The organism is Nitratireductor aquibiodomus, from assembly GCF_900105565.1.
In the GTDB taxonomy this organism is placed as follows: domain Bacteria; phylum Pseudomonadota; class Alphaproteobacteria; order Rhizobiales; family Rhizobiaceae; genus Nitratireductor; species Nitratireductor aquibiodomus.
Window position 1 is genome coordinate 1,579,332 of record NZ_FNSL01000001.1, and the last position, 25,367, is coordinate 1,604,698.

Annotated in this window: 23 protein-coding genes; 14 read left to right on the plus strand and 9 right to left on the minus strand. The window is 62.5% G+C overall.

Annotated features, from left to right (window positions below):
- Positions 1-4: 4 nt before the first annotated feature.
- The 3 genes from BLW55_RS07575 (at position 5) to BLW55_RS07585 (ending at position 2,772) form a co-directional block, all read left to right on the plus strand.
- Positions 5-1,015 (plus strand): ABC transporter ATP-binding protein, encoded by a 1,011-nt coding sequence (locus tag BLW55_RS07575; RefSeq protein WP_090327938.1) that lies wholly within the window; start codon positions 5-7, stop codon positions 1,013-1,015.
- Between the two features lie 202 nt (positions 1,016-1,217).
- Positions 1,218-1,898 carry a GntR family transcriptional regulator gene (locus tag BLW55_RS07580; protein ID WP_090327939.1) on the plus strand — a complete coding sequence of 227 codons (681 nt, stop codon included), beginning with the start codon at positions 1,218-1,220 and terminating at the stop codon, positions 1,896-1,898.
- Between the two features lie 109 nt (positions 1,899-2,007).
- Positions 2,008-2,772, plus strand: coding sequence for an isocitrate lyase/PEP mutase family protein (locus BLW55_RS07585; protein WP_090327942.1), 765 nt, complete (start codon positions 2,008-2,010; stop codon positions 2,770-2,772).
- Between the two features lie 57 nt (positions 2,773-2,829).
- Here the strand turns inward: BLW55_RS07585 and BLW55_RS07590 are convergent, their stop codons facing one another.
- Positions 2,830-3,675 carry a MurR/RpiR family transcriptional regulator gene (locus BLW55_RS07590; RefSeq protein ID WP_007008893.1) on the minus strand — a complete coding sequence of 282 codons (846 nt, stop codon included), beginning with the start codon at positions 3,673-3,675 and terminating at the stop codon, positions 2,830-2,832.
- 158 nt (positions 3,676-3,833) lie between these two features.
- On the opposite strand from BLW55_RS07590, the gene BLW55_RS07595 reads away from it, so the two are divergent.
- From BLW55_RS07595 to BLW55_RS07625, 7 genes are all read left to right on the plus strand, one after another.
- On the plus strand, positions 3,834-4,634 hold the full coding sequence (locus tag BLW55_RS07595; protein ID WP_090327943.1) for an N-formylglutamate amidohydrolase: 801 nt from the start codon (positions 3,834-3,836) through the stop codon (positions 4,632-4,634).
- A gap of 65 nt (positions 4,635-4,699) precedes the next feature.
- Positions 4,700-5,209: a TRAP transporter small permease subunit gene (locus BLW55_RS07600; RefSeq protein WP_007008895.1), complete on the plus strand. Its 510-nt coding sequence runs from the start codon at positions 4,700-4,702 to the stop codon at positions 5,207-5,209.
- A complete protein-coding gene (locus tag BLW55_RS07605; protein ID WP_090327946.1) occupies positions 5,206-6,528 on the plus strand; it encodes a TRAP transporter large permease in 1,323 nt (440 codons plus the stop codon). The genes BLW55_RS07600 and BLW55_RS07605 overlap by 4 nt, the downstream gene beginning before the upstream one ends.
- A 91-nt stretch (positions 6,529-6,619) precedes the next feature.
- The gene (locus tag BLW55_RS07610) at positions 6,620-7,672 is read left to right on the plus strand and encodes a TRAP transporter substrate-binding protein (protein WP_025030459.1); all 1,053 of its coding nucleotides are present in this window, start codon (positions 6,620-6,622) and stop codon (positions 7,670-7,672) included.
- A gap of 71 nt (positions 7,673-7,743) precedes the next feature.
- Positions 7,744-9,111 (plus strand): glutamine synthetase family protein, encoded by a 1,368-nt coding sequence (locus tag BLW55_RS07615; protein ID WP_090327949.1) that lies wholly within the window; start codon positions 7,744-7,746, stop codon positions 9,109-9,111.
- 1 nt (position 9,112) lies between these two features.
- Positions 9,113-10,501 carry an aldehyde dehydrogenase family protein gene (locus tag BLW55_RS07620; protein ID WP_090327951.1) on the plus strand — a complete coding sequence of 463 codons (1,389 nt, stop codon included), beginning with the start codon at positions 9,113-9,115 and terminating at the stop codon, positions 10,499-10,501.
- Positions 10,498-11,643: an iron-containing alcohol dehydrogenase gene (locus tag BLW55_RS07625; RefSeq protein WP_090327954.1), complete on the plus strand. Its 1,146-nt coding sequence runs from the start codon at positions 10,498-10,500 to the stop codon at positions 11,641-11,643. The genes BLW55_RS07620 and BLW55_RS07625 overlap by 4 nt, the downstream gene beginning before the upstream one ends.
- 62 nt (positions 11,644-11,705) lie before the next feature.
- Here BLW55_RS07625 and BLW55_RS07630 read toward each other — a convergent pair whose 3' ends face one another.
- The 7 genes from BLW55_RS07630 to BLW55_RS07660 all read right to left on the minus strand — a co-directional run bounded on the left by BLW55_RS07630 (position 11,706) and on the right by BLW55_RS07660 (position 20,232).
- Entirely contained in the window at positions 11,706-14,381 is a 2,676-nt protein-coding gene (locus tag BLW55_RS07630; RefSeq protein WP_090327956.1) for a bifunctional acetate--CoA ligase family protein/GNAT family N-acetyltransferase, read from the minus strand.
- A gap of 99 nt (positions 14,382-14,480) precedes the next feature.
- Positions 14,481-15,266 carry an ABC transporter ATP-binding protein gene (locus BLW55_RS07635; RefSeq protein WP_090327959.1) on the minus strand — a complete coding sequence of 262 codons (786 nt, stop codon included), beginning with the start codon at positions 15,264-15,266 and terminating at the stop codon, positions 14,481-14,483.
- Entirely contained in the window at positions 15,259-16,056 is a 798-nt protein-coding gene (locus BLW55_RS07640; protein ID WP_090327961.1) for an ATP-binding cassette domain-containing protein, read from the minus strand. The genes BLW55_RS07635 and BLW55_RS07640 overlap by 8 nt, the downstream gene beginning before the upstream one ends.
- A complete protein-coding gene (locus tag BLW55_RS07645) occupies positions 16,053-16,862 on the minus strand; it encodes an ABC transporter permease (protein ID WP_177175120.1) in 810 nt (269 codons plus the stop codon). Before BLW55_RS07645 ends, BLW55_RS07640 begins: the two co-directional genes overlap by 4 nt.
- Before the next feature lie 20 nt (positions 16,863-16,882).
- The gene (locus tag BLW55_RS07650) at positions 16,883-17,872 is read right to left on the minus strand and encodes an ABC transporter permease (RefSeq protein WP_090327965.1); all 990 of its coding nucleotides are present in this window, start codon (positions 17,870-17,872) and stop codon (positions 16,883-16,885) included.
- A 23-nt stretch (positions 17,873-17,895) separates the two neighbouring features.
- Positions 17,896-19,509, minus strand: coding sequence for an ABC transporter substrate-binding protein (locus tag BLW55_RS07655; RefSeq protein ID WP_090327968.1), 1,614 nt, complete (start codon positions 19,507-19,509; stop codon positions 17,896-17,898).
- Between the two features lie 141 nt (positions 19,510-19,650).
- Positions 19,651-20,232, minus strand: a complete 582-nt coding sequence (locus BLW55_RS07660; RefSeq protein WP_025031753.1) for a cupin domain-containing protein — start codon at positions 20,230-20,232, stop codon at positions 19,651-19,653.
- A gap of 293 nt (positions 20,233-20,525) precedes the next feature.
- Between BLW55_RS07660 and BLW55_RS07665 the strand changes: the two genes are divergently transcribed.
- Complete coding sequence (locus tag BLW55_RS07665; protein WP_090329923.1) at positions 20,526-21,911, plus strand: aspartate aminotransferase family protein; 1,386 nt, start codon at positions 20,526-20,528, stop codon at positions 21,909-21,911.
- Positions 21,912-21,967: 56 nt separating this feature from the next.
- Complete coding sequence (locus tag BLW55_RS07670) at positions 21,968-23,011, plus strand: ABC transporter substrate-binding protein (protein ID WP_425286776.1); 1,044 nt, start codon at positions 21,968-21,970, stop codon at positions 23,009-23,011.
- Here the strand turns inward: BLW55_RS07670 and BLW55_RS20770 are convergent.
- Positions 22,967-23,143, minus strand: a complete 177-nt coding sequence (locus BLW55_RS20770) for a hypothetical protein (RefSeq protein WP_177175043.1) — start codon at positions 23,141-23,143, stop codon at positions 22,967-22,969. The two genes, BLW55_RS07670 and BLW55_RS20770, sit on opposite strands and share 45 nt — an antisense overlap.
- On the opposite strand from BLW55_RS20770, the gene BLW55_RS07675 reads away from it, so the two are divergent.
- Positions 23,127-24,194 (plus strand): ABC transporter ATP-binding protein, encoded by a 1,068-nt coding sequence (locus tag BLW55_RS07675; protein WP_007008908.1) that lies wholly within the window; start codon positions 23,127-23,129, stop codon positions 24,192-24,194. The two genes, BLW55_RS20770 and BLW55_RS07675, sit on opposite strands and share 17 nt — an antisense overlap.
- Positions 24,191-25,366: an ABC transporter permease gene (locus BLW55_RS07680; protein WP_090327973.1), complete on the plus strand. Its 1,176-nt coding sequence runs from the start codon at positions 24,191-24,193 to the stop codon at positions 25,364-25,366. The genes BLW55_RS07675 and BLW55_RS07680 overlap by 4 nt, the downstream gene beginning before the upstream one ends.
- The last annotated feature ends 1 nt before the right edge of the window (position 25,367 follow it).

Consider the following 25,367-nt stretch of genomic DNA (forward strand, 5'->3'; position numbering starts at 1 on the left):
AACCGTGGGCTCACTCGCACTCAAGAACATCACCAAGTCGTTCGGCCAGGTCGACGTCATCAAGGGCGTGGATCTGGAGGTTCAGGACGGCGAACTCGTCATCTTCGTCGGCCCGTCGGGCTGCGGCAAATCCACCCTTCTGCGCATCATCGCCGGCCTGGAAGACGCCAGTGGCGGCAGCATTGCCATCGACAGCGCCGATGTGAGCTCAACGCCCCCTTCCAGGCGGGGCATCGCCATGGTTTTCCAGACCTATGCGCTCTATCCGCATCTCACCGTGCGGGACAATATGAGCCTTGGCCTGAAACAGGCAAAACATCCTGCCGCGCACATCGCCGAACGTGTCGATTTCGCCTCGAAGATGCTGTCGCTCGAGCCCTATCTCGACCGCCGGCCGGCCGAACTCTCCGGCGGCCAGCGGCAGCGCGTCGCCATTGGCCGCGCGGTGGTGCGCAAGCCCAAGCTCTTCCTGTTCGACGAACCGCTCTCCAATCTGGATGCTGCGCTCCGCGTCAACACACGGCTGGAGATTGCGCGCCTTCACCGCGAACTGGGTGCAACCATGGTCTACGTCACCCACGACCAGACCGAAGCCATGACGCTCGCTGACCGCATCGTGGTTCTGAACGGCGGCAGGATCGAGCAGGTCGGCACGCCCATGGAGCTTTACAACGACCCGGCGAACCTCTTCGTCGCCGGTTTCATCGGCTCGCCCCAGATGAACTTCATTGACGCCGGACTGCTCGGCCGCGAAGATGCAAAGACCATTGGCATCCGCCCGGAGCACATCTCCATCGTGCCCACCAACGGCGACATCAAGGGGCGCGTATCCCACATCGAGCATCTGGGCGCGGATACAAACCTCTATCTCGACTGCGGCGATGCGGGCCTTCTGTGCGCACGCCTGTTCGGGGAACACCAGTTCGAGATCGACAGCGAGCTGAACGCAAAGTTTGATGAAACCCGGGTGTTCCGGTTCGATGATCAGGGCAAGGCTATCCGCCGCACACCCTGACACGCCTGATCGAGATTTCGGTCAGCGGCCCGGACCGCTGCCTGAATGCAACATTGTGCCATTTTGTAACGGAATCATGTGACTTAAAGCTTCTCCTCGCCTGAAAACCTTGCATCGCAAGAAAAGCGCGCTTAGTCGATCGTTAACGGTACACACGGAAGCTGTATCGGAGATGGCGAGATGGACGAAGGGTGGCTCGGCAATGGAAAGTGAATTCGTTCCGGTATCCAGGCGCGTCACCATACAGGATGGTGTGTACCAGCAGCTTCGTCATGCACTCATGGTCGGTCGCTTCGACCCGGGCCAGACGCTGACCATAGCATCGCTCTCTGACACCTTCGGCACCAGCCACATGCCGGTTCGAGAAGCTCTTCGTCGGTTGGCGGCCGAAAACGCACTTGAAATTGCGCCGAACGGATCTGCACGCGTTCCAGCCATCAGCAAGGCGCGGCTCGACGATCTTTGCCGCGCACGCATCGCCATCGAAGGTCTCGCTGCAGAGCTTGCGGCCCCCAACACAAGCGACGCCGATATCACCGCGCTTGAAGAGTTGGTGAAGGCCCACGAGACCTCCAGTCACGAAGAGAGCATCTACACGATGCTGGTGAAGAACCAGGAATTTCACTTCACCCTTTATCAGGGCTCCGGTTCTGAAGTGCTGTTGCAACTGGCCGAGTCGCTATGGCTGCGCTTCGGCCCCTACATGCGCATGCTGACGCGCCACCTGGAGCCGACACTCCGCTCGCACGAGGGCGAAACATACACCCGCCATCATCACGATGCGATCGCAGCGTTACGCCAGCGCGACGGAGCCGGTGTGCGCCAGGCAATCAGCGAAGACATCAAATCCACACAGACTCTGCTTCGCCCGCTTTGCGATTGAAGTCGCATATTGACGACTGGCCCGCGCCGGAAGGCGCTTTGGAGCAAGCGCCGGGGGCTGGAACGTGAAAAACTGACGACAAATCTATTCCGCTACCCGGAGATTTGCCATGAACCAGAATGACAAGGCCCGCACTTTCCACGCCCTGCATGTGAAGGGAGAGCCCCTCGTTCTCTATAATATCTGGGATGCAGGTTCGGCAGCAGCGGTGGCGAGCGCGGGTGCGCAGGCTCTGGCCACGGGAAGCTGGTCGGTCGCCGCGGCCCATGGCTATGGCGACGGCGAGAAAATCCCGCTTGCGTATCTCGCCCAGGTGGCCGGGCGCATCGTGGAAACCGTGAACCTGCCCCTCTCTGTGGATTTCGAAGGCGCCTATGCCACTGACCCACAGGGGGCGGCTGACAATGTCTCACGCATTCTCGACGCAGGCGCGGTGGGCATCAATTTCGAAGATCAGATCGTCGGTGGCGACGGCCTGCATGAGATTGCCGATCAGGTGAAACGCATCTCCGCCATCCGCGCCATGGCGGAGAAACGGGGGATACCGCTCTTCATCAATGCGCGCACTGATCTGTTCCTCAAGGAAAGCGACCGTGACCGGCATCCAGCGCTGCTCGCCGAGGCGAAGGAGCGCGCCAGAGCCTTTGCCGATGCCGGTGCCAGCGGCTTCTTTGCCCCTGCACTGGTGGATGAAGCCCTGATCGAAGACCTTTGCGGCGCTTCCAGCCTGCCCGTCAACATCATGGCGATGAAGACTGCGCCGGATGCCGCGACACTCGGGCGGCTGGGCGTTGCCCGCATCAGCCACGGTCCCGGCCCCTACCGCGCCGCCATGGCGTGGCTCAAAGAGGCGGCGAGCGGGATTTACGGATAGCGGACGGGTTTGCACCGGGCGCTCTGGCGCCTGGCGGCTTCAGAAGGACCAGACCGGTCAGTCTGCGGCAGGCGGCTTGTTCCAGTGGATGTGCTCCAGCGCCTGAATGCGGCCGCGCGCGGAATCCCAGTCCCGGTGTGTCACGCGATCAACAATCGCCTCCACCAGCGCCATCAGCACCACGCCGGAATCCCACGTGCGACCGGAATCGATCGCACAGGGCAGAACCACCTTGGCGTAGCGTGAGATCGGTGACAGCCAGCTATCGGTGATCAACACGATACGCGCCCTGCGCTCGCACAGAAGCTCGCTCAGATGGACAAGGTCGCGCTGGTAGCGGCGAATATCGAAGAGCACCACCACATCGCCCGCCTTTACGTCAAGCAACTGATCATCCCACGTGGAGGTCTGGTCCTGAAACCGGCGCACATTGGGCCGCACAATCCGCAGATGCGCCGCCATATAGCGCGCGATGGCATCGCTGAAACGCCCTCCGAGCGTGTAGCAGGAGGCCTTCGGATCGGAGAGCAGCGCACAGGCCGCCTCAAACTCGCTTTCGGGTATGGCCTCGAGTGTCGCCTGAATGTTGGCGGTTGCGCGCGAAAAATAAGCGCCGAGCGCAGACCCATCCAGGCTGCGCGCGGCCGAACTGTCCCCCTTCTCAAGCGGTGAGAGCAGTTCCGCCTGGATTTCGGCGCGCAGGGCCCGCTGAAATTCAGGATATCCGGAAAAGCCCAGCCGCGACACGAAGCGCAGAACGGTTGGGGCGCTGGTGCCGGCAAGGCCGGCAAATTCGGCAACGGTCGACAGGCCACTGCTTGGATAGTTGGCAAGAAACGTGTGTGCCACCTTGCGCTCGGCATCGGTCATCTGACCGAGTGCCCCGTGAACCTGCTCTTTCATTCCCAAACGCGTCTCTCCCGCCAATCCGGATTTCGATCCGTAACAAAAATTACACGATTGACAAAATCGCGGCAATGCTAATCATTATTACAAATCTGCTGCACGATGACCTTTCACCGGGAAGATGACAGGGGCAAGCAGATCCACAGGGAGGTTTGATGGCCAGGGCGCTGCTTGTTCCATCCGATGGAGAGCCGTTCCAGATAGAACGCATCGACGGGCAATCGCCCGTCATTCTGGTATGCGAACACGCATCGCGCACCATTCCCCGTTCGCTCTCGACACTCGGTGCGAAGCCGGACACGCTGACAAGCCATGCCGCCTGGGACATCGGCGCATTGGCGACAGCGCAAAAGCTCTCGGCTCTGCTCGACGCTCCGCTCATCCACCAGCGTTTCTCGCGCCTTGTCTACGATTGCAACCGTCCGCCAGAGGCGCCCGACGCCATTCCGGAGATGAGCGAAGTCCATGCAATCCCCGGCAATCGCAATCTGCCGGACGAAGCGCGACAACAGCGTATCGCGGAAATCTACGAACCCTTTCGCCAGGCGCTCGCGGACCTTGTCGCAGCGCGCACCGGTCCGGCGAAACAGCCGGTTATCGTCACGATCCATTCTTTCACGCGGGTTTATTTCGGGATTGCCCGCCATCGCGCAATCGGCCTTCTGCACGATCGCGACAGGCGGTTGGCGGATGCCATGCTGCAGCTTGCCGAGAATGAGGGCATCACCAACGCGATGCGCAACTACCCCTATGGGCCCGATGACGGTGTCACGCACACGCTGCGCCTTCATGCCGTTCAGCACGGTCTGCTCAACGTCATGATCGAATACTGCAGCGACCTGATCGACACCGAACCGGGGCAGGACGAATGGGCCGGGCGCACGGCAAGACTGCTTGAAGCAGCACTGGAGCGCTTTCACATCGACATACACGCCGCCGGACCACAACAAGCCTGACAAGAACAGGCCGGCGCAGAACCAGAGCGGGAAGACAAAGGAGATAAAATGGGAGACGGGAAGCGATGCCGAATGCCATAAGGCGCTATGTGCGTCTGATCGATCGTACAAATCATTATGTCGGCCTGGTGGTCATGTACATGATCTTCCTGATGATCGGCATATTGCTCTATTCGTCGATCATGAAAACCGTGGCCATTCCGCCGCTCTGGACGCTTGAAATGGCCCAGTTCGCCATGGTTGCCTACTACATGGTCGGCGGCGGCTGGGCATTGCAGAACGACGCGCATGTGCGCATGGACCTGATCTATGCCCGATGGTCGCCCCGCACGAAGGCGCTTGTCGATTCCATCACCGTTCTGTTCCTGATCTTCTATCTCTCGCTTCTGCTCTATGGCGGTTTTTCCTCCACCTCCTATGCACTGAAATACGGTGAGACCAGCTACTCGGCATGGTCACCCTACATGGCGCCCATCAAAATCATCATGTGCATCGGCATCGCGCTGACACTGCTTCAGGCCGTTGCCCAGCTCTTCAAGGATGTCGCGCGGGCACGCGGGGAGGAGCTGTCATGAGCTATGAACTGACCGCGATCCTCATGTTCAGCGGCATGATGGGCCTCCTCCTGACGGGACAGCGCGTCTTCGGCGCCATCGGCTTCATTGCCGTGGCCTTCGCGCTTCTTCTCTGGGGCACGGGTGGTTCCGAGATCGCCTTCTCCGCCGCGATGAAGCTGATGAAATGGTACGCGCTGCTGACGCTGCCGCTCTTTATTTATATGGGCTACATGCTGTCGGAATCGGGCATTGCCGACGATCTCTACAAGATGTTCCATGTCTGGTTTGGCCCGGTGCGCGGCGGGCTTGCCATCGGAACGATTGCCCTCATGGTGGTTATCTCCGCCATGAACGGCCTCTCCGTCGCCGGCATGGCCATCGGCGCGACAATCGCTCTGCCGGAACTACTCAGACGCGGCTACGACAAGATCATGGTGACCGGCGTCATTCAGGCAGGCTCATCGCTTGGCATTCTCGTCCCGCCCAGCGTGGTGCTGGTGCTTTACGCCATGATCGCGCGCCAGCCGGTCGGCCAGCTCTGGCTTGCAGGCGTGTTTCCGGGCTTGCTCATGGCCGGGCTCTTCATTCTCTACATCGCGGTCCGGTGCTGGCTGCAGCCCAATCTCGGGCCGGTTCTTCCTTCCGAAGAGCGCCGCATCCCCATGTCGGAAAAGCTCAAGCTCCTGTCGGCCGGCATTCTGCCCTTCATGATCTTCTTCCTGATGACCGGGCTTTTCGTCATGGGCGTCACCAGCCTTGTCGAAAGCTCCGCCATCGGCGCGGTTTCGGCGACCGCCGCCGCCGCTATCCGTGGCCGGCTCACGTTGAAGGTGATCCACGACACGGTGCGCAAGACGCTTTCCGTCTCGTGCATGTTCATGTGGATCATCCTGGCCGCGCTGTGCTTCGGCGCGGTGTTTGACGGTCTGGGTGCCGTCAGGGCCATCGAGGGATTCTTCTTGGATCAGCTCGGCCTGTCGCCGTGGGAAGTGCTGATCCTGATGCAGCTTTCCTATCTCATCATGGGCATGTTTTTGGACGACACGGCGATGCTCGTCATCGTCGCCCCGCTCTATGTGCCGCTCGTCAAGCTGCTTGGTTTCGACCTCATCTGGTACGGCGTGCTCTACACGATCACCTGCCAGATCGCCTACATGACCCCGCCCTTCGGCTACAATCTGTTCCTGATGCGGGCCATGGCGCCGCCGGAAATCAAGCTCGGAGACATATACCGGTCCATTATTCCGTTCGTTGCGGTGATGGTATTCGCGCTCATCATCGTGATGGTCTTTCCTCAGATCGCACTTTGGCTCCCGGAGCATGTCTATGCGCGCTGAAACCGCACAACCAAGGAGGTGACGACCAGAACAAGCCTGCGGCAATGCCCGGCAACAACGACCGGGACAACAACCAGAGGAGTGAACGAAGATGCAAAACAGACGCGACTTTCTGAAGAAAGCGGGCATGGCATCGGCGGCAGCAGCCGGAACCACGGCCCTTGCAACGCCCTATGTTCATGCGCAAAGCCCGATCCGCTGGCGGCTGCAGACCTATGCCGGAGCGGCCCTTGCCGAACATGTGGTCAAACCGGCCATCGACGCCTTCAACAAGGCGGCCAATGGCGAGATGGAAATCGAGCTCTACTATGCCGACCAGCTCGTACCGACGGGTGAGCTTTTCCGCGCCATGCAGAACGGCACGATCGACGCCGTGCAATCGGACGACGATTCCATGGCAGCGCCGGTCGATGTGTCGGTCTTCGGCGGCTATTTCCCCTTTGCCACGCGCTATTCGCTCGATGTGCAGGCGCTCTTCTACAAGCATGGCCTGGCCGAGATATGGGAAGAAGCCTACGGCGAGGTCGAAGGCGTTACATGGCTTTCGGCGGGTTCATGGGACCCCTGCCACTTCAACACCAAGGAACCCATCAAGAGCCTTGAAGATCTCAAGGGCAAGCGTGTCTTCACCTTCCCGACAGCCGGCAAGTTCCTCTCCCGCTTCGGTGTCGTTCCCGTAACGCTTCCATGGGAAGACGTGGAAGTGGCCGTGCAGACGGGCGAGCTCGACGGCATCGCCTGGTCGGGCATCACCGAGGATTACACGGTGGGCTGGGCCGACGTGACGCCGTATCTGCTCACCAACAATATCTGCGGTGCCTGGGTTGGCTCCTTCTTCGCCAATTCCGACCGCTGGAACGAGGTGCCGGATCATCTCAAGCAGCTCTTCCGGCTGGCGATGGACTCCTCGCATTATTACCGCCTGCACTGGTACTGGGCCGGCGAAGCGGACCTGCGCGTCAATGGCGGCAAGATGGAACTCACCACCATCCCCGATGCCGAATGGGCGACGGTAGAAGCCGAGGCGGAAAAATTCTGGGACGAGATCGCTGCCGAAGGCGGCCGCAAGGAGCGCGTGGTTCAAATCCTGCGCAACTACCGTTCCCTCATGCAGAAAGCCGGTCCGCCCTATCGCTACGGCTGATCCGAAAAAGACACATGGCCCCGGTCCTATTGCCGGGGCCAAACCCAAAAACCACCGACAGGACGAATTGAATGGCGGGCAAACTGACTTTGGAAAGCCTCAAGGCGGCAGCGGAAGCCGGCGAGATCGACACGGTGCTCGTCGCGCTGGTCGACATGCAGGGGCGCCTGATGGGCAAGCGTTTCCATGTGGATTTCTTCCTCGAAAGCGCGTTTGAGGAAACCCATAGCTGCAACTACCTGCTCGCCACCGACATGGAGATGTTCACAGTCGAGGGCTATCGCGCGACGAGCTGGTCGGCGGGCTATGGCGATTACACGATGAAGCCGGACCTCTCGACCATGCGCCGCATTCCCTGGCTGGAAGGCACGGCACTGGTTCTGTGCGACGTGCTCGACCACCACACGCATGACGACGTGCCCCATTCGCCGCGCGCCATCCTGAAAAAACAGGTCGCGCGGCTGGAAGCCATGGGCATGAAGGCGATGATGGCCTCGGAACTGGAGTTCTTCCTCTTCCGCGACACATTCGAGGAAGCCGCCGCCAAGGGCTATCGCGGACTGGAGCGCATCAGCACCTACAATGAGGATTACCACATCTTCCAGACAACCAAGGAGGAGGATGTGATGCGGGCGATCCGCAACGGCCTCAACGGCGCGGATGTGCCGGTGGAAAACTCCAAGGGCGAGGCCGATGCGGGGCAGGCGGAGATCAACGTCCGCTACACCGATGCGCTCACCATGGCCGACCGCCACGCCATCGTGAAAAACGGCTGCAAGGAAATCGCCTGGAAGGCCGGTCGCGCCATCAGTTTCATGGCCAAGTGGGACGACAAGGCCGCCGGCAGTTCCTCGCACGTCCATCAATCGCTATGGACGCTCGACGGCAAGCCGCTCTTCTTCGACCCTGCGGGCGAACACGGCATGTCGGAGATGATGAAACGCTATATGGCAGGCCTGCTCGCCCATGCCGGCGAAATCACCTATTTCCTCGCGCCCTACATCAATTCCTACAAGCGCTTTGCGGCCGGCACCTTCGCCCCCACCAAGGCGATCTGGTCGTTCGACAACCGCACGGCGGGCTACCGCGTCTGCGGTGAGGACACGAAAGCAGTGCGCGTGGAATGCCGGGTCGGCGGCGCCGACCTGAACCCCTATCTTGCCTTCGCGGCCCTGATCGCGGCAGGCATTGATGGCATCGAAAACAAGAGAGAGCTGGAGCCGGCCTTTGTCGGCGACGCGTATGAGGGCGAAGGGATCCGCGAGATCCCCAAAACCCTGCGCGATGCCGCCACCGCGCTCGACGGTTCAAAAATGCTGCGTGCGACCTTTGGTGATGACGTTGTCGATCACTATGTCCACGCAGCCCGCTGGGAACAATCCGAATATGACCGCCGCGTCACCGACTGGGAGGTCAGGCGCGGTTTTGAGAGAGCATGACATGACGAAAACCCTGCAATGCATTTCCCCCATCGACGGAACGGTCTTTGCCGAGCGGCCCGTGATGGACCCCGACAAGGCGGCCAAGCTTCTCGCCAATGCCCGCCATGCTCAAAAGGCCTGGGCCGCACGTCCGCTCGATGAGCGTATCAAGCTGGTGAATGCCGGCGTTGCCCGCCTCAACGAGATGAAAGACGAGGTGGTGCCAGAGCTTGCCCACATGATGGGCCGCCCGGTGCGCTATGGCGGCGAGTTCGGCGGCATGAACGAGCGCTCCGCCTATATGGCGGAGATTGTCGAGCGTGCCCTCGCACCCATCGTTCTGGAAGACTCGGAAAGCTTCGCGCGCCGCATCGAACGCGTGCCCCACGGGCTGGTCGGCGTCATCGCGCCGTGGAACTACCCTTACATGACCGCCATGAACACCATCGTGCCGGCCCTCATTGCCGGCAATGCCGTCGCGGTCAAGCACGCCACGCAGACGCTGCTCGTGGGTGAGCGCATCGTCCGCGCCTTCCATGAAGCGGGCATTCCCGAAGAGCTGTTCGTCAATCTCTTCCTTGACCATGCCGGTACTGAAAAGTTGATCGGGAAGCGCTCCTTCGACTTCATCAATTTCACAGGCTCCGTCGGCGGTGGACGCGCCATCGAGCGCGCCGCAGCCGGCACCTTCACCGGGCTCGGGCTCGAACTTGGCGGCAAAGACCCCGCCTATGTGATGGAGGATGCCGACATCGACTGGGCCGTCGATGTGCTGATGGACGGCGCGATGTTCAATGCCGGCCAGTGCTGCTGCGGCATCGAACGCATCTATGTCGCGGAGAAGCATTTCGACAGTTTTGTCGAGAAATCAGTGGACTGGGTGGGCAAGCTGAAGCTCGGCAGCCCGCTGGATGAGGGCACCACGATTGGCCCGATGGCCAACAAGCGGTTCGCAGCCGAAGTGCGTAGCCAGACTGAAGACGCATTGGCGCAGGGGGCGAAGGCCCTTGTCGATCCCAAGCGTTTTCCGGAAGATGATGGCGGCACCTATCTCATGCCGCAGATACTGGTGGACGTGAACCACCAGATGCGGGTGATGCGCGAAGAGAGTTTCGGTCCGGTTGTCGGCATCATGCCGGTGAAGGACGATGCCGAAGCACTCGACCTCATGAACGATTGCGAGTTCGGCCTGACCGCCTCGCTGTGGACCGCCGACCCCGAGCGTGCGGCGGCTATCGGTGCAGACATCGAAACGGGCACCGTCTTCATGAACCGTGCCGATTATCTCGATCCCGCATTGTGCTGGACCGGCTGCAAGAACACGGGGCGCGGTGGCGCATTGTCGGAAATCGGCTACCACAATCTGACCCGCCCGAAATCCTACCACATGAGAAAGAAGCAGGCATGAAGCTCGAAGGAAACTGGTCCTATCCCACCGCAATACGGTTTGGCGCCGGGCGCATCAGGGAACTGGCCGAGGCCTGCAAGGCAGCCGGCATTTCAAAGCCCCTGCTCGTTACCGACCGTGGGCTGGCCGGCATGGACATCACGAAGAACGCGCTCGACATTCTGGAGGCGGCGGGCCTCGGGCGCACCATGTTCTCGGAAGTCGATCCCAACCCGAATGACAAGAACCTCGAAGCCGGTGTGAAGGTTTTCAGGGATGGCGGTCATGATGGCGTCGTCGCCTTTGGCGGCGGCTCCGGTCTCGATCTCGGTAAGCTGATCGCCTTCATGGCGGGCCAGACTAGACCGGTGTGGGATTTCGAAGACATTGGCGACTGGTGGACCCGCGCGGATGCATCGAAAATCGCACCGAACGTGGCCGTTCCCACGACAGCCGGCACCGGCTCGGAAGTGGGTCGCGCCGGCGTTCTCACGAACTCCGAAACCCATGTGAAGAAGATCATCTTCCATCCCAAAGTGCTTCCCTCCGTGGTCGTCTGCGACCCGGAACTCACGGTTGGCATGCCGAAGGCCATCACCGCCGGCACGGGGATGGACGCCTTTGCGCATTGTCTGGAGGCCTATTCCTCACCCTTCTACCACCCGATGAGCCAGGGCATCGCGCTCGAAGGACTTCGTCTGGTGAAGGAATATCTCCCCCGGGCTTATCAGAACGGAAGCGATCTGGAAGCCCGTGCGCAGATGATGAGCGCAGCCGCCATGGGCGCGGTCGCCTTCCAGAAAGGGCTCGGCGCCATCCATGCGGTGTCGCACCCGGTCGGGGCGATCTACAACACACACCATGGAACCACGAATGCGGTGGTGATGCCGGCTGTGCTGAAACTCAACCGGCCGGAGATCGAGGAACGCATCGATGCGGCTGCCGCCTATCTGGGCATTGCGGGCGGGTTCGATGGATTCTTCGATTTCGTCATGGGCCTTCGCGCAGAGCTCGGCATCCCTGAGAGGCTTGGGGAAATGGGCGTCGGAACGGACCGCATCGATGAGATGGTGGCCATGGCACTGGAGGATCCGAGTGCCGGCGGCAACCCGGTGAAGCTCACCGTTGCCAACACGAAGGCGCTGTTCGAAGCCTGTATCTGACGTTTGACCGCTGTCAAACACCCCTCATCCGCCAGACGGGTGAGGGGCTACAGTGGGTCTGCCTAAAGCTCCAGCACCACCGTGATCACGCCAGCCTCGCCGCTGTCCTTCACCACGAAACCGAAATCGCGGCACATGGCGAGCATTTTGGTGTTGTCGCTCAGGACAATGCCCTCAATGGCGCCAATGCCCTCTTCCCTGCCATAATCGATGAGCTGTTTCAGCAGCGCAAAACCAAGCCCGTGGCCCTGCAGGTCCGTGCGCACGAGCAGGCCATACTCGGCGATCTCCTTGTCAGGATCGGCGGAAAGACGGCCAATGCCCGCCATTTCCCCATCCTCTTCCCTGAGCGCGATGAAGGCCATGTCACGCTCGTAGTCGAGCTGGGTCAGCCGTTCCAGCATTTCGTCTGGAAAGTGCTTGCGCGGGGCGAGGAAGCGGAACCGGATATCCTCCGGCGAAACGCGCGCCAGGAAATCCGGAAACAACGCCACATCCGCGGGCTTGATCGGACGCAGATGGTAGCGGTGCCCCTCCAGGTTTACATCCTTTTCCCAGCCATCCGGATAAGGGCGGATGGCAAGGTCCGGGTTCGGACCCTTGCGGTGGATCTCCGCAGGCTCGATCTCGATGCGTGCATCGAGCGCCACAACACCGTCGGCGTCGGCCAGCAGCGGGTTGATGTCCATGCCCTTGATGCAGGGGAAGTCGACGATCATCTGCGATACGGCGTTGAGGGCGCCAGCAATCGCATCACTGTCGGCGGGCGCGCGATCGCGGTATCCAGCCAGCAGTTTTCCGATGCGGGTCGACGCCATTAGGTCGCCGGCCAGAACGTCATCGAGCGGCGGCAGCGCAATGGCCGTATCCTCCATCACCTCCACCGCCGTGCCGCCCGCACCAAACATCACCACCGGCCCGAAAATCGGATCCTGACTGACCCCGAGAATGAGTTCATGGGCGTGTTTGCGCACCACCATGGGCTGAACGGCAAAGCCTTCAAGCCCGTCGGCCATGCCCGCGTCGTCCAGCCGCTTCATGATGTTCTCGGCGGCCTTCTGCGCCGCTTCCGGCGTCTTGAGACCAAGCACCACGCCGCCGACATCCGATTTGTGCGTGATGGTTCTGGAAAGAAGTTTGACGACAACCCTTTCCGAGCTTTCGAGCAACCGTGCAGCGGCCTCACTCACAGCTTCTGGTGTCTCGACAATCACGGTTTCAGGCACGGGAATTCCGTAAGTGGCAATGGCAGCCTTGGCCTCCGGCTCCGTCAGCATGCGACGGCCTTCGGCGGCGACCTTTTCGAGAATGGCACGCAGGCTTTCGCGGTCTCCCTCAACATCCTCGCTGCGGCTCGAAGGCACACGGGTCAACGCCTTCTGGGCGCGTGACCATTCACCGAGATAGGAAAGCGCCGCAGTGGCGCTCGATGGGGTGCTGAAGTTTGCAATGCCCGCTTCCTGCAGGATACGACGCCCCTCGCGCGCGGTCTCCTCACCCAGCCAGCAGGTGATGAGCGGCTTGCCGTTCACCCGCCCCTTGTCGGCATGTGCGGCAACGGCGCGGGCCGCATCGGAGGGCGAGGCAAGCCCGGTCGGGCAGTTGAACACCAGAACGGCATCCGTGTCGGGATCGTCGGCCACCGCCAGAAGCGCCTCGCTATAACGCTCAGGCGGCGCATCGCCGATAATGTCGGCGGGGTTGGAATGCGACCAGTTCGGCGGCAGCGCCCGGTCCAGACGGGCGATGGTTTCGGGCGAAAACTCCGCCAGAGTCCCGCCCAGATCGTTGAGCCGGTCCACGGCCAGAACACCGGCCCCGCCGCCATTGCTGACAATGCCCACCTGCGCGCGTTGCAGCGGACGGAAGCGCGCCAGAACCTCGGCGGCGTCGAACAGTTCGCCCAGATCGAGCACCCGCAGAATGCCGGCACGGCGCAATGCGGCCTCCACCACCCTGTCCGCACCCGAAAGCGCGCCGGTGTGCGTTGCTGCCGCCTGTGCGGCCTGCGCATGGCGGCCGGCCTTGATGGCGATCACCGGTTTCAGCCGGGCGGCGGCCCGAGCGGCGGTCATGAATTTGCGCGGATTGGGGATTGTTTCGAGATACATGAGAATGCCGCGCGTGCGCCCGTCGCCAGCGAGCATTTCCAGATAGTCGCCCACATCCACATCGGCCATGTCGCCCAGCGAGACGATGTGCGAGAAGCCAACGCCCTCGGCCGCCGCCCAGTCCACAAGCGACGTGGCAATCGCGCCTGATTGCGAAAGCAGAGCGAGCCCGCCGGGCCTGGCCTGCATATGCGCGAAGCTGGCGTTGAAATTCATCGGCGGCACGATCAGCCCCACCGTGTTCGGACCGATGATCCGGAAGAGATAGGGCTTTGCCGCGTCGAGCATGGCCTGACGCAACCCGTTCTCCCGTGTCAGCCCGGCGGTGATGACGACAGCGGTGCGCGTTCCCTTCTCGCCAAGCTCGGAGATGATCCCCGGCACCGTTTTGGGAGGCGTGACGATGACGGCAATGTCCGGAATGCCTGGAATGTCGGCAGCGCGCTTGTAGCAGCGCCGGCCTGCCACTTCCCTGTATTTCGGATTGACGGGCCAGATCTCGCCGTCAAACCCGCCATCCTGCAGGTTTTGCATCACGATATGACCGACGGCGCCGGGCCTCTTTGAAGCACCGATGACGGCAACAGAGCGTGGACGGGCGGCGAATTCAAGATTGCGGATCGTCATGAACGATGGCTCCGGGTTCGCGCGAGTTGTGCGTTTCGGCATCACTATAGCGGCATGGCGCAGCAACTGCGCAACCCGCGATATGCGGTTGCCCTCAGCCTATTGAGCTCGAGGAAACTCCAGCCGCGGCACCGCCGCCACGAGCGCCTTGCCAGCCGGCGATTGCGGGCTGTCGATGATTTGCGAAGTCGGTCCCGTCTCGACAACACGGCCGCTCTCCATGATCGCCACCCGGTGGGAAACAAGGCGCACGACCGCGAGATCGTGCGCGATGAAGAGGTAGGAGAGGCCTTCGCTTTTCTGCAAATCAGCGATGAGTTTCAGGATCTCTCCACGTATCGACTGGTCGAGCGCGGAAACCGGCTCGTCGAACACGATCAACGAGGGGCGCGCAGCCAAGGCACGCGCGATGGCGACCCGCTGGCGCTCGCCGCCCGACACGTCGTGAACGCCGCGCGCGGCATAGCCTGCGGGAAGCCCGACCCGCTCCAGAAGCGCGCCCACCCGCACCGGGCGCACCGCACGATCCGCAAGGCCATGGATGCGCAGCGGGTCCGCCAGCACGGCGCCAATGGTCGCGCGCGGATTGAAGGCCGCAAGCGGATCCTGAAACACCATCTGGATTGCCCGGCGCTGCCTCCGCAGCGCCCGCCCGCGAAGCTGAAGCCAGTCTTCACCCTGAAGCCGCACCGCCCCCGCATCCGCCGGCAGAAGCCTAAGCAGCACCCGCGCGAGCGTCGACTTGCCGCTGCCGGACGCGCCCACCAGCCCGAGCGTTTCGCCGGGAGCAAGCGTCAGGCTCACATCGTCAAGTGCGGTCACCCTGCGCCCACGGCTTGTGAAGGTCTTGCAGAGGTTCTGCGCAACGAGAAGCGGCTCAGGCATCGCCCACCCCGTCGATCAGGCGCGGCGTCGAAAAATCGATCTGCGCGGCAAGAAGGTGCTTCGTATAGGCATGCGCCGGCTTCGTCAGAACCGCCTGCGCCGAACCTTTCTCCACCAGCCGCGCCCGCTGAAACACGGCAATGTCGTCGGCCAGTCCGGAGGCGAGCGCAATGTCGTGCGTGATGAAAACCAGCGTCATGCCCGCCTCGCGCACCAACGTGTCAAGCAGCACCACGATCTCGGCCTGCACCACCATGTCGAGCGCGCTGGTGGGCTCGTCGGCGATCAGCAGCCCCGGCTTTGCCGCAATGGCTGCGGCAATGGCGATGCGCTGGCGCTGCCCGCCGGAAAACTGATGCGGAAAGGCGCGAAGTGCGGCCTGCGGATCGGGAATGCGCACCCGCTCAAGCAGCGCCAGCGCGTGCGACCGCGCCGCCCGCCAGCCAAGCCCCAGATGACGCACCGCGCCTTCCGCCACCTGTTCACCAATGGTCAGAACCGGGTTGAGGCTGCCGCCAGGATCCTGAAACACCATGCCAATGTCGCGCCCCGCCACAGGCGCATGTGCAAGACCAGACCAGCCGACGGTTCCCTCAATCCGCGCCTGCGGCGGCAGCAGCTCGGCAAGCGCCAGCGCTAGCGTGCTCTTGCCCGACCCGCTTTCGCCGATCACCGCCAGCCGGCGGCCCTTCGCAATGTCGAGATCGACGCCCTGAAGCGCGAAGCTTTGCGCATCGTCACACCCGTAGGAGACGGAAAGGCCCCGGATTTCGGCCAGCGGCACGCTCATCCGCGCCCCTTTCGGCCTGCCATCGCATCCGCCAGCCCCTCGCCCAGAAGATAGACGCCAAGCACCGTGGCCACGAGCCCCAGCCCCGGCACGATGGAAAGATGCGGTGCGATGCGCAGCACGTTGCGCCCCTCGGCAATCATCGAGCCCCAGGTCACCACATTGGGATCGCCAAGCCCGAGAAACGAAAGCGCCGCCTCCACCAGAACCGCCGTGGCGACGATCACCGCCGTCAGCGCCAGAACCGGCGGCAGCGCATTGGGCAGCACTTCGCGCAAAGCAATCTCGGCCGGGTGCATGCCGATCACCCGCGCCGCCGACACATAGTCGCGTTCGCGGATCGACAGGACTTCCGCCCGCACCAGCCGCGCCGGCCCGGTCCACGCGCCAAGGGCAATGGCGAGAATGATCACCGGAAGCGACGCCCCGGCGACGCTGACAAAGGCGAGCGCCAGAAGGAAGCCCGGCACGATCTGAAACGCATCGACCACGCGCATCAGCGCCTCGTCCACCAGCCCGCCGGCAAGCCCGGCAACCGTGCCCACAAGCGCACCAGCGGTGAGCGCCACCAGCGCTGTGGCAAGCCCGACCAGAAGCGATGTCTGCGCGCCATGCATCAGGCCCGCAGCCACATCCCGGCCCAACCGATCCGTGCCGAGCGGAAGCGCCGGATCGGTGAAGGGTGCAGTCATCGGTCGCCCGACAATCGCCAGCGGATCGCCCGGAAAAAGAAGCGGCGCTGCAAGCGCCATGGCGGCAAGCAGCACCAGAAGACAAAGCCCCGCCACCCCTTCCGGCGAACGCATGAGACGGCCCGCAACGCGCTTCACGACGACGCCTCCCCGCTGCCAACACGCGGGTCGAGAGCCGCATAGGCGATGTCCACCAGAAGATTGACGACGATCACGAGCACCGCGCTGACAATGATAATGCCGGTCAGAAGCGGCGCATCGCGGCTGGAAACCGCTTCATGCGCAAGCCGCCCGAACCCCGGAATGGCGAACACGCTTTCCACCACCACACTGCCGCCCAGCATGGCCGCCGCCTGCAGGCCAAGCATGGTGACCAGTGGCAGAAGCGCATTGCGCGCCACGTGGCGCAGCACGATGCGCCGCCGCGCCAGCCCCTTGGCGCGCGCAAAAAGCACGAAATCCTGCCGCCAGGCTTCCGCCATGCCGGTCCGCATCATGCGCAGAAAAAGAGCCAGATAAATGAAACCGAGCGCGGAGACCGGCAGCACCAGATGCCAGGCAATGTCGGCCACGCGCGCCAGCCCGGTCTTGCCGGAAGCGATGGTTTCGATGCCCGCCGTGGGAAACCAGCGCAGATCGACCGCGAACACCAGAACCAGAACAAGACCAAGCCAGAAGCTCGGAACCGCGTAAAGCGCCAGCGACCCGATGGAAAGCGCCCGGTCCGTCAGGCTGCCCGGCCGCGCGCCGGCAACAATGCCCAGAAGCGACCCAAGCGAGAAGGCAAGCGCCGTCGCCGCTCCCATCAGCCACAGCGTGTTGGGCAGTCGCTCCGCGATCAGGTCGAGAACCGGCCGGTCGAACGCCACCGACCAGCCAAGATCGAACCGCAGCAGCGCGCCCACATAAAGCGTCAGCCGCTTCACGAGCGACTGGTCGAGCCCATAGCTCTGGCGAAGCTCCGCCACGAGGCCCGCATCGCCCCCGCCCAGCGAAAGCAGATAAGCGTCCACCGCATCGCCAGGTGCGGCTTCCAGAAGCAGAAACGTGCCCACAATGACGATCAGCAGCACCGGGATGCTGCTGACGATACGCCGCCGCGTCAAAGTCAGGGCCCGGTGCATGCGATTGCGTGTTCCTTGCGTTCTCAGGAAGCGAGTGCCGTATCCGCCCAATTGGAAACCGCCCAGCGCGGATTGTTGCCCACATTGAGAACGGTGTCACTGGCAACCGTGGTAAAGCCCCACTCGGCCACATTGATCAGCGGCAGGTCTTCCACCACGATGCGCTGGAAGTCGTTGTAGAGCGCGGTGCGCGCTTCCGTATCGATGGTCTCGGCCGCCTGATCGATGATCGTGTCGAGCTCGGCATTGGCATAGCCGCCCTGGTTGGAAAACGGCACGCCGTCAGGAATGCCCGACTGCACGAGGATCGTGGTCGAGATGGCCGGATCGCCGCGAAACACCGGCGAGCCGACAGAAATGTCGAAATCATGATCCGTGTAGACGGCCTTCAGATGCGCCGGCGTGTCGTTGTTCACCAGCGTCACGTCGATGCCCACCTTGCCGAGCGCCTGACGCAGATAATCGCCGAACTGGCGCGTTTCGCTGAAGAACGGCGCCGGCAGAAGGCGCAGCGAGAAGCGCTTGCCATCCTCGCCGCGCGGATAGCCTGCCTCGTCGAGAAGCGCGTTGGCCCGCTCGGTATCGAAGGAATAGGGTTTCACATCGGGATTGTAGAATTGCGGCGCGTTCTGCGGCACCGGGCCGGTGGCCGCCTGCGCATAGCCAAGAAACACCGTATCGACCACGAAATCCCGGTCGATGGCGTGCGACAGGGCCTGCCGCACCTTCCGGTTGGCGAGGATCTCGTTGCGGTGGTTGATCTCCACCACAAGCTGATAGGTGAGCGCCTCATAGCCTTCCGTCACCACTTTCAGCCCCGGCACGCTGGCAATGCGCTCCAGATCCACCAGCGGCACCTGCGAGAAGGCCGCAAGCTGGATTTCGCCTGCCTCCAGCGCGGAAGCCGCCGCCGCCCGGTCGGGCAGAACGCGGAAGATGATCTCGTCCAGCTTCGGCAGCCCCTCGCCCCAATAGGCGTCATTGCGGGTAAGGCGATAATATTCGCCGGGCCTGTGCTCGGCGAATTTGAACGGCCCCGTTCCCACCGGCGCCTTGTTGGTCGGGTTGGCGGCAATATCTGTGCCCTCATAGAGATGCTTTGGCAGAACGCTCGTCACCACCGGCAGCGCATTGCGAATGAGCTGGATCGGCGTGGGCGCGGAAAAGCGGAAAATGGCAGTGTGCGCGTCGGGCGTTTCCACCGTGTCGAGATTGGCGAACACCACGCGGCCGAGATTTTGCAGCGGCTTCCAGACCTCCATTGCGGAGAAGGCCACATCCGCCGAGGTGAACGGCGCGCCATCGTGCCAGGTCACGCCCTCGCGCAGTCTGAAGGTGATGGAAAGCCCGTCTTCGGAGCCTTCCCAGCTTGTGGCCAGGCGTGGCGCAAGCCCGCCCTCGCCATCCATCATGGCTTCAGCCAGCGGCTCGATCACCTTGCTGGCGATGAAAAACACACCGTTCGACGCAACGATTGCCGGGTTCAGCGTGCGCGGTTCGGAATCGGCTGCCACCACCAGCCGCCCGCCACGCGGCGCGTCGTCGGCCCACGCCATGCTGCGCGGCAGGCCGGAAGTCGCCAGCACACCGCCCGCGCCAAGAAGAAGATTGCGCCTCGAAATCAAAAGACCGGCCATCGGAAACCCTCGTTCTACGAGCCAACCGTTTCCGGGTGGTTCGGGTTCCCGAAAACGTCATTGCTGGAGTTTAAAAGCAGCGCCCCGCGCGAACAGGGCCATGATTGCGTTGCGTTGGTCCAGCCTGTTGAAGACGGACCATCAAAGATAAGGCGGCGTGCAGGCGGAAACGACGATTGTGCGCCTGTCGGAGAGATTCTGGAAACGGTGCGGCTGGCGGCTGTCGAACAGATAGGCCTCACCCGCCTTCAGAACGCGCATTTCGTCACCCACGGTCAGCGCCAGCTCGCCCTCCACCACATAGCCGCCCTCGCTTGAGGCGTGTTGCAGCATGGTCTCGCCCGTATCCGCCCCCGGTTCATAGACCTCGTGCAGGATCTGGAGATTGTGCAGGCGCGCGTCGCCGATCTGCCTGAGAACCAGAAGCCCGCTCTCCGGCGCGTTTGCATTTATAGCCACCCGCGAAGTGAGATCGATAAGCTCATCCCTGCCGAAAAAGGGGCCGGGATTGTCCTCCCGCTCAGGCTCGAAGAAATCCGCCATGCTGACGCCCATGCCGCCCAGCACTTTACGCAGAGTGGAGATGGACGGGCTGATCTTGTTCTTCTCGATGTTGGAAATCTGTGCATGGGGCACGCCCGCCTGCTCGGCGAGCTGCCGCTGCGAGAGATTGCCGGCCGTACGCATGGCCTTCAGACGGGAGCCAATGTCGAAATCGTCCATAAATCCTTCGCCGCACCCTTTGCCCGTTCTGGTTTCCATCATCGCGCTCGCAGGGCCAGAACCGTGCAAACACGCTGCTATCCGCTCAAGATATTAGCCTCCAGGCAATTTCACAATGCGCAGATGCGCATAATTTTCAGCAACTTCGAAGTCACAATGAGAATGAGCGCTCAAAATATAGAACAGAGAATTGCCTAGCCGCAAAATGAGTGCTACCGCTAGAGAAAGAGGAGAGAGGCGATGAGACAGCCTCATCCCGCAACAATACCTTCATTTCGACGCAGGACAAGCCGATGACCGACAAGCCAAATTCCCCAGAAGCGCGCGATATCGCCTATCACCTGCATCCTTATACGAATGCGAAAAAACATCTCGAGGCCGGACCGCTGATCATCGATCGCGGCGAAGGTGTCCATGTCTACGACAACAATGGCAAGCAGTACATCGAGGGCATGGCCGGCCTGTGGAGCGTCGCGCTCGGCTTCAACGAGAAGCGCCTTGTGAAGGCCGCGACCGAGCAGATGGAGAAGCTGCCCTACTATCACACCTTCACGCACAAATCGCACGGACCGGTGATCGAGCTTTCCGAAAAGCTGATCGGCATGGCCCCGGTGCCGATGAGCAAGGCGTTCTTCACCAATTCCGGCTCGGAAGCCATCGACACCGCGCTGAAGCTGATCTGGTACCGCTCCAACGCGCTCGGAAAGCCGGAAAAGAAGAAGATCATCGTCCGCAACCGCGCCTATCACGGCGTGACCATCGCCGGCGCATGCCTCACCAGCCTGCCGGCAAACCACAAATCCTTCGATCTGATCGTGCCGAACGTGCTGCGCATGACCGCCCCGCACCACTGGCGTGAAGCAATGCCGGGCGAAAGCGAGGAAGATTTCGCAACCCGCCTTGCCAAAGAACTGGAAGACACCATTCTGGCCGAAGGCCCCGAAACCATTGCCGCCTTCTTCGGCGAGCCGGTGCAGGGCGCCGGCGGCGTGGTCGTCCCGCCCGCCACCTATTGGGAAAAGGTGCAGGCCGTCCTGAACAAATACGACATCCTGCTGGTCGCCGACGAAGTGATCTGCGGCTTCGGCCGCACGGGCACCATGTTCGGCTCCACCACCTACGACATCAAGCCGGACATCATGGTCATGTCCAAGCAGCTTTCGTCGTCCTACCTGCCGGCCTCGGCCCTGATGATCAACGACCGGGTGTTCGAGCCGATCATGGAAGAAAGCGGCCGCATCGGCACGCTCGGCCATGGCTACACGGCAAGCGGCCATCCAGTTGTCGCAGCCGTTGCGCTTGAAAACCTCAAGATCATCGAGGAGCGCGATCTGGTGGGCAATGCCGCACGCATGGGCGAACGCCTGCGCAACGGACTTGCCGCACTGGCCGATCATCCGCTGGTTGGCGAAGTGCGTGGCGTCGGCCTCATCGCTGCCGTCGAGCTCGTCACCGACAAGGCAAACAAGACGGCGCTCGAGACACCCGGCGCGCTTGGCGCACTGGTCAACGCGCATCTTCAGGAAGCCGGCCTCATCAGCCGCGCCATGGCCGATGCCGTCGCCTTCTGCCCGCCGCTCATCATCTCCGAAAGCGAGGTCGACGACCTGCTCGCTCGCTTCAAGACCGGCCTCGACAAGGCGCTCGCCGAACTGCCCAGGGAGGCAATGCCGGCATAACGGGCACCGCCAGCACATAATCGGAAAAGCACAATGGGAGGAGAATGCTTATGAAGATGAAGAACTGGCTTGCAATGACCGCGCTTGCTGCGGTGGCGGGTTTCTCCGCCACCACCGCAAACGCACGCGACCTCACGGTCGTCTCGTGGGGCGGCACCTATCAGGACGCCCAGCGCGAGATCTACTTCAAGCCGTTTGCCGAAAAGGCCGGCAAACCGCTTCTCGATGAGGCATGGAACGGCGGCTACGGCGTTCTTCAGGCCAAGGTGAAGGCCGGCGCACCCAACTGGGATGTCGTTCAGGTCGAAGCCGAGGAGCTTGAGCTGGGCTGCGGCGACGGTCTCTTCGAATATATCGACTGGGACAGGCTCGGCGGCGAGGACAAGTTCCTGGATAGCGCCGTGCATGATTGCGGCGTCGGCGCAATCGTCTGGTCCACGGCAATCGCCTATGACGCCGACAAGCTGCCCGATGGCGGCCCGGCCTCCTGGGCCGATTTCTGGGACACCGAAAACTTCCCCGGCAAGCGCTCGCTGCGCAAGGGCCCGAAATACACGCTGGAGTTCGCGCTCCTTGCCGACGGCGTCGACAAGGACGAGATCTACGACGTGCTCGCCACGCCCGAGGGCATCGACCGCGCCTTCGCCAAACTCGAAGAAATCCGCGACGATGTGGTCTGGTGGGAAGCCGGCGCGCAGCCGCTCCAGTTCCTGGCCTCCGGCGAAGTCGCCATGGCGTCCGCCTACAATGGCCGCATCACCGGCATCAACCGCACCGAGGGCCGCAACTTCAAGGTCGTCTGGCCCGGCAGCATCTATGCGGTCGACAGCTGGGTGATCCTGAAGGACGCCGAGAACCGCGATGCGGGCATGGATTTCATCGCCTTCGCCAGCGAACCGGAAAACCAGAAGAAGCTGCCCGAATATGTGGCCTACGGCCTGCCCAACAACGAAGCCGCCAAAATGGTGAGCGACGAGCAGAAGGCAGAGCTGCCGACCACCGAGGAAAACCTCACCGACGCAATCGCGCTCGATGTCGATTTCTGGATCGACAATTCAGAAGCCCTGACCGGGCGTTTCAACGCCTGGCTGGCTCAATAAGAACCAGTCGAGAGCCGCACCGGGCAGGGCGTCCATCCCCTGACCGGCGCGGCTCTCATCGAAACGATCCATCGTTTCCGACAGCGCGACATCAAGCCAGCCGGGGGAGAGGCTCTTGAGCGAATTACGCATTCGATTTGACCATGTGACCAAGTGCTTTGGGTCGTTATGCGTGGTCGACGATCTGGAACTGGATATCGCAAAAGGCGAGTTCGTCAGCCTTCTTGGACCGTCCGGCTCCGGCAAGACCACGCTTTTGATGATGCTCGCCGGCTTCGAGCGCCCGACCAAAGGCCGCATTCTGGTCGATGGCGCGGTGGTGGACACGACCCCCACCTACAAGCGCGACATGGGCGTCGTCTTCCAGAATTACGCACTCTTCCCGCATATGAGTGTCGGCGACAACATCGCCTTCCCGCTCCAGATGCGCGGCGTCGGCAAGGCCGAAATCGCCGAACGCGTCGCCAGAGCGCTCGACATGGTGCAGCTCAGCGCACTTTCAGACCGGTGGCCGGCCCAGCTTTCCGGCGGCCAGCAGCAGCGCGTGGCGCTCGCCCGCGCCCTCGTTTTCGAGCCCCGCGTGGTGCTCATGGACGAGCCGCTTGGCGCGCTCGACAAAAATCTGCGCGAGCAGATGCAACTCGACATCCGCGCGCTGCACAACCGGCTCGGCCTGACCATCGTGTTCGTCACGCACGACCAGTCGGAAGCGCTCACCATGTCCGACCGGATCGCCGTCTTCAACAAGGGCAAGATCGAGCAGATCGGCACCCCGCGCGAGATCTACGACCATCCGCAGACGCGCTTCGTCGCGAATTTCATCGGCGAAACCAATCTTCTGGAAGGCACAGTCGCGGGCAGGTCCGCAGACGGTTTGCGCGTCCGCCTCGCCAATGGCGCGGAACTGACGGCCTCGGCGTCCGACAATTACACACCGGGCGAAAACGTGCTCGTCTCCATCCGGCCGGAGCGCATTCGCCTCGACGCGCTGCATGGCGGCGACAACCAGTTTGCGGCCAAAATTGCCGACAGCGTCTATCAGGGCAATCATTTGCGCATCCAGCTCGACGAGCAGGCGCATGATTTCGTCATCCATCTGGACCGCAAGGCCGAGCAGCACGCGCCCGGCGCAGATGTCACCGCCCGCTTCCAGCCGGACGACTGCTGGGTGATCCGCTCATGAGCGGCACGGGCGGAAAAGGACATCTGAGCGCGATCGCGCTGGTCGCGCCGCTCTTCCTCTTCATCGCGGTTTTCTTCCTGTGGCCGCTTGGCACGATGATGTCACAGGCCGTCTCCGACACCGCCGTCCTGCGCATCCTCCCGCAGACGGCGAAGGTCGCAGCGAAGTGGGATCCGGAAACGCCACCGACGGCAGAGATGAAGGAAGCGCTCGCCGCCGATCTTCGCGCCGCTGATGACCGACAGGCCGTGGGCGACATGACGCGCCGTCTCAACAGCGCCCAGCCCGGCTTCCGCACGCTCATGTCGCGCACCACGCGCGCGCTGCGCAAGGATGACGCGCCACCGCTTTCCGAGATCGACGAACGCTGGGACGATCCCCGTTTCTGGCAGGCGATCACCGGCGCGCTTTCACCAACCACGGACCGCTATCTGCTCGCCGCCGTCGATCTGGAGCGCGATGTTTCCGGCAATATTGTCGCCATGCCCGAAGAGGCGTCCGCCAACCGCGATATCATGATCCGAACCTTCTGGATCGGCGCGCTCGTCACGCTCGCCTGCCTGGCCATCGGCTTTCCCTACGCGATGCTGATCGCCTCCACGGAAGGGTGGAAACGCCAGCTCCTGCTCGGCGCGGTTCTCCTGCCGCTGTGGACCTCGCTTCTGGTGCGCACCGCCGCCTGGTTCATCATCCTGCAGGACAACGGCCTCATAAATGCGGTCATCACCGGGCTTGGCATCTCCAGCGAACCGCTGGCCCTGATCTTCAACCGCACCGGCGTCGTGATCGCCATGACCCATGTGCTTCTGCCGCTCATGGTGCTGCCGATCTACAGCGTCCTGATTTCGATCCCGGGCAACCTGATGCCGGCAGCCGCCTCGCTCGGCGCGCATCCGCTGCGCGCCTTCGTGCGGGTGCTTCTGCCGCTCAGCCTGCGTGGCGTCGCCTCCGGCTCGCTGCTCGTGTTCATGACCGCCATCGGCTACTACATCACGCCGGCGCTCATCGGCGGCGCGGGCGACCAGATGATCAGTTCCGTCATCGCATTCTACGCAACCGGTTCGGCCAACTGGGGCATGGCCGGAGCGCTCGGCATCGTGCTGCTTGTCGTCACCCTCCTGCTTTATGCGGTCTACGGTCGACTGTCGGCGGCCGAAGAAAGGAGAAACTGAC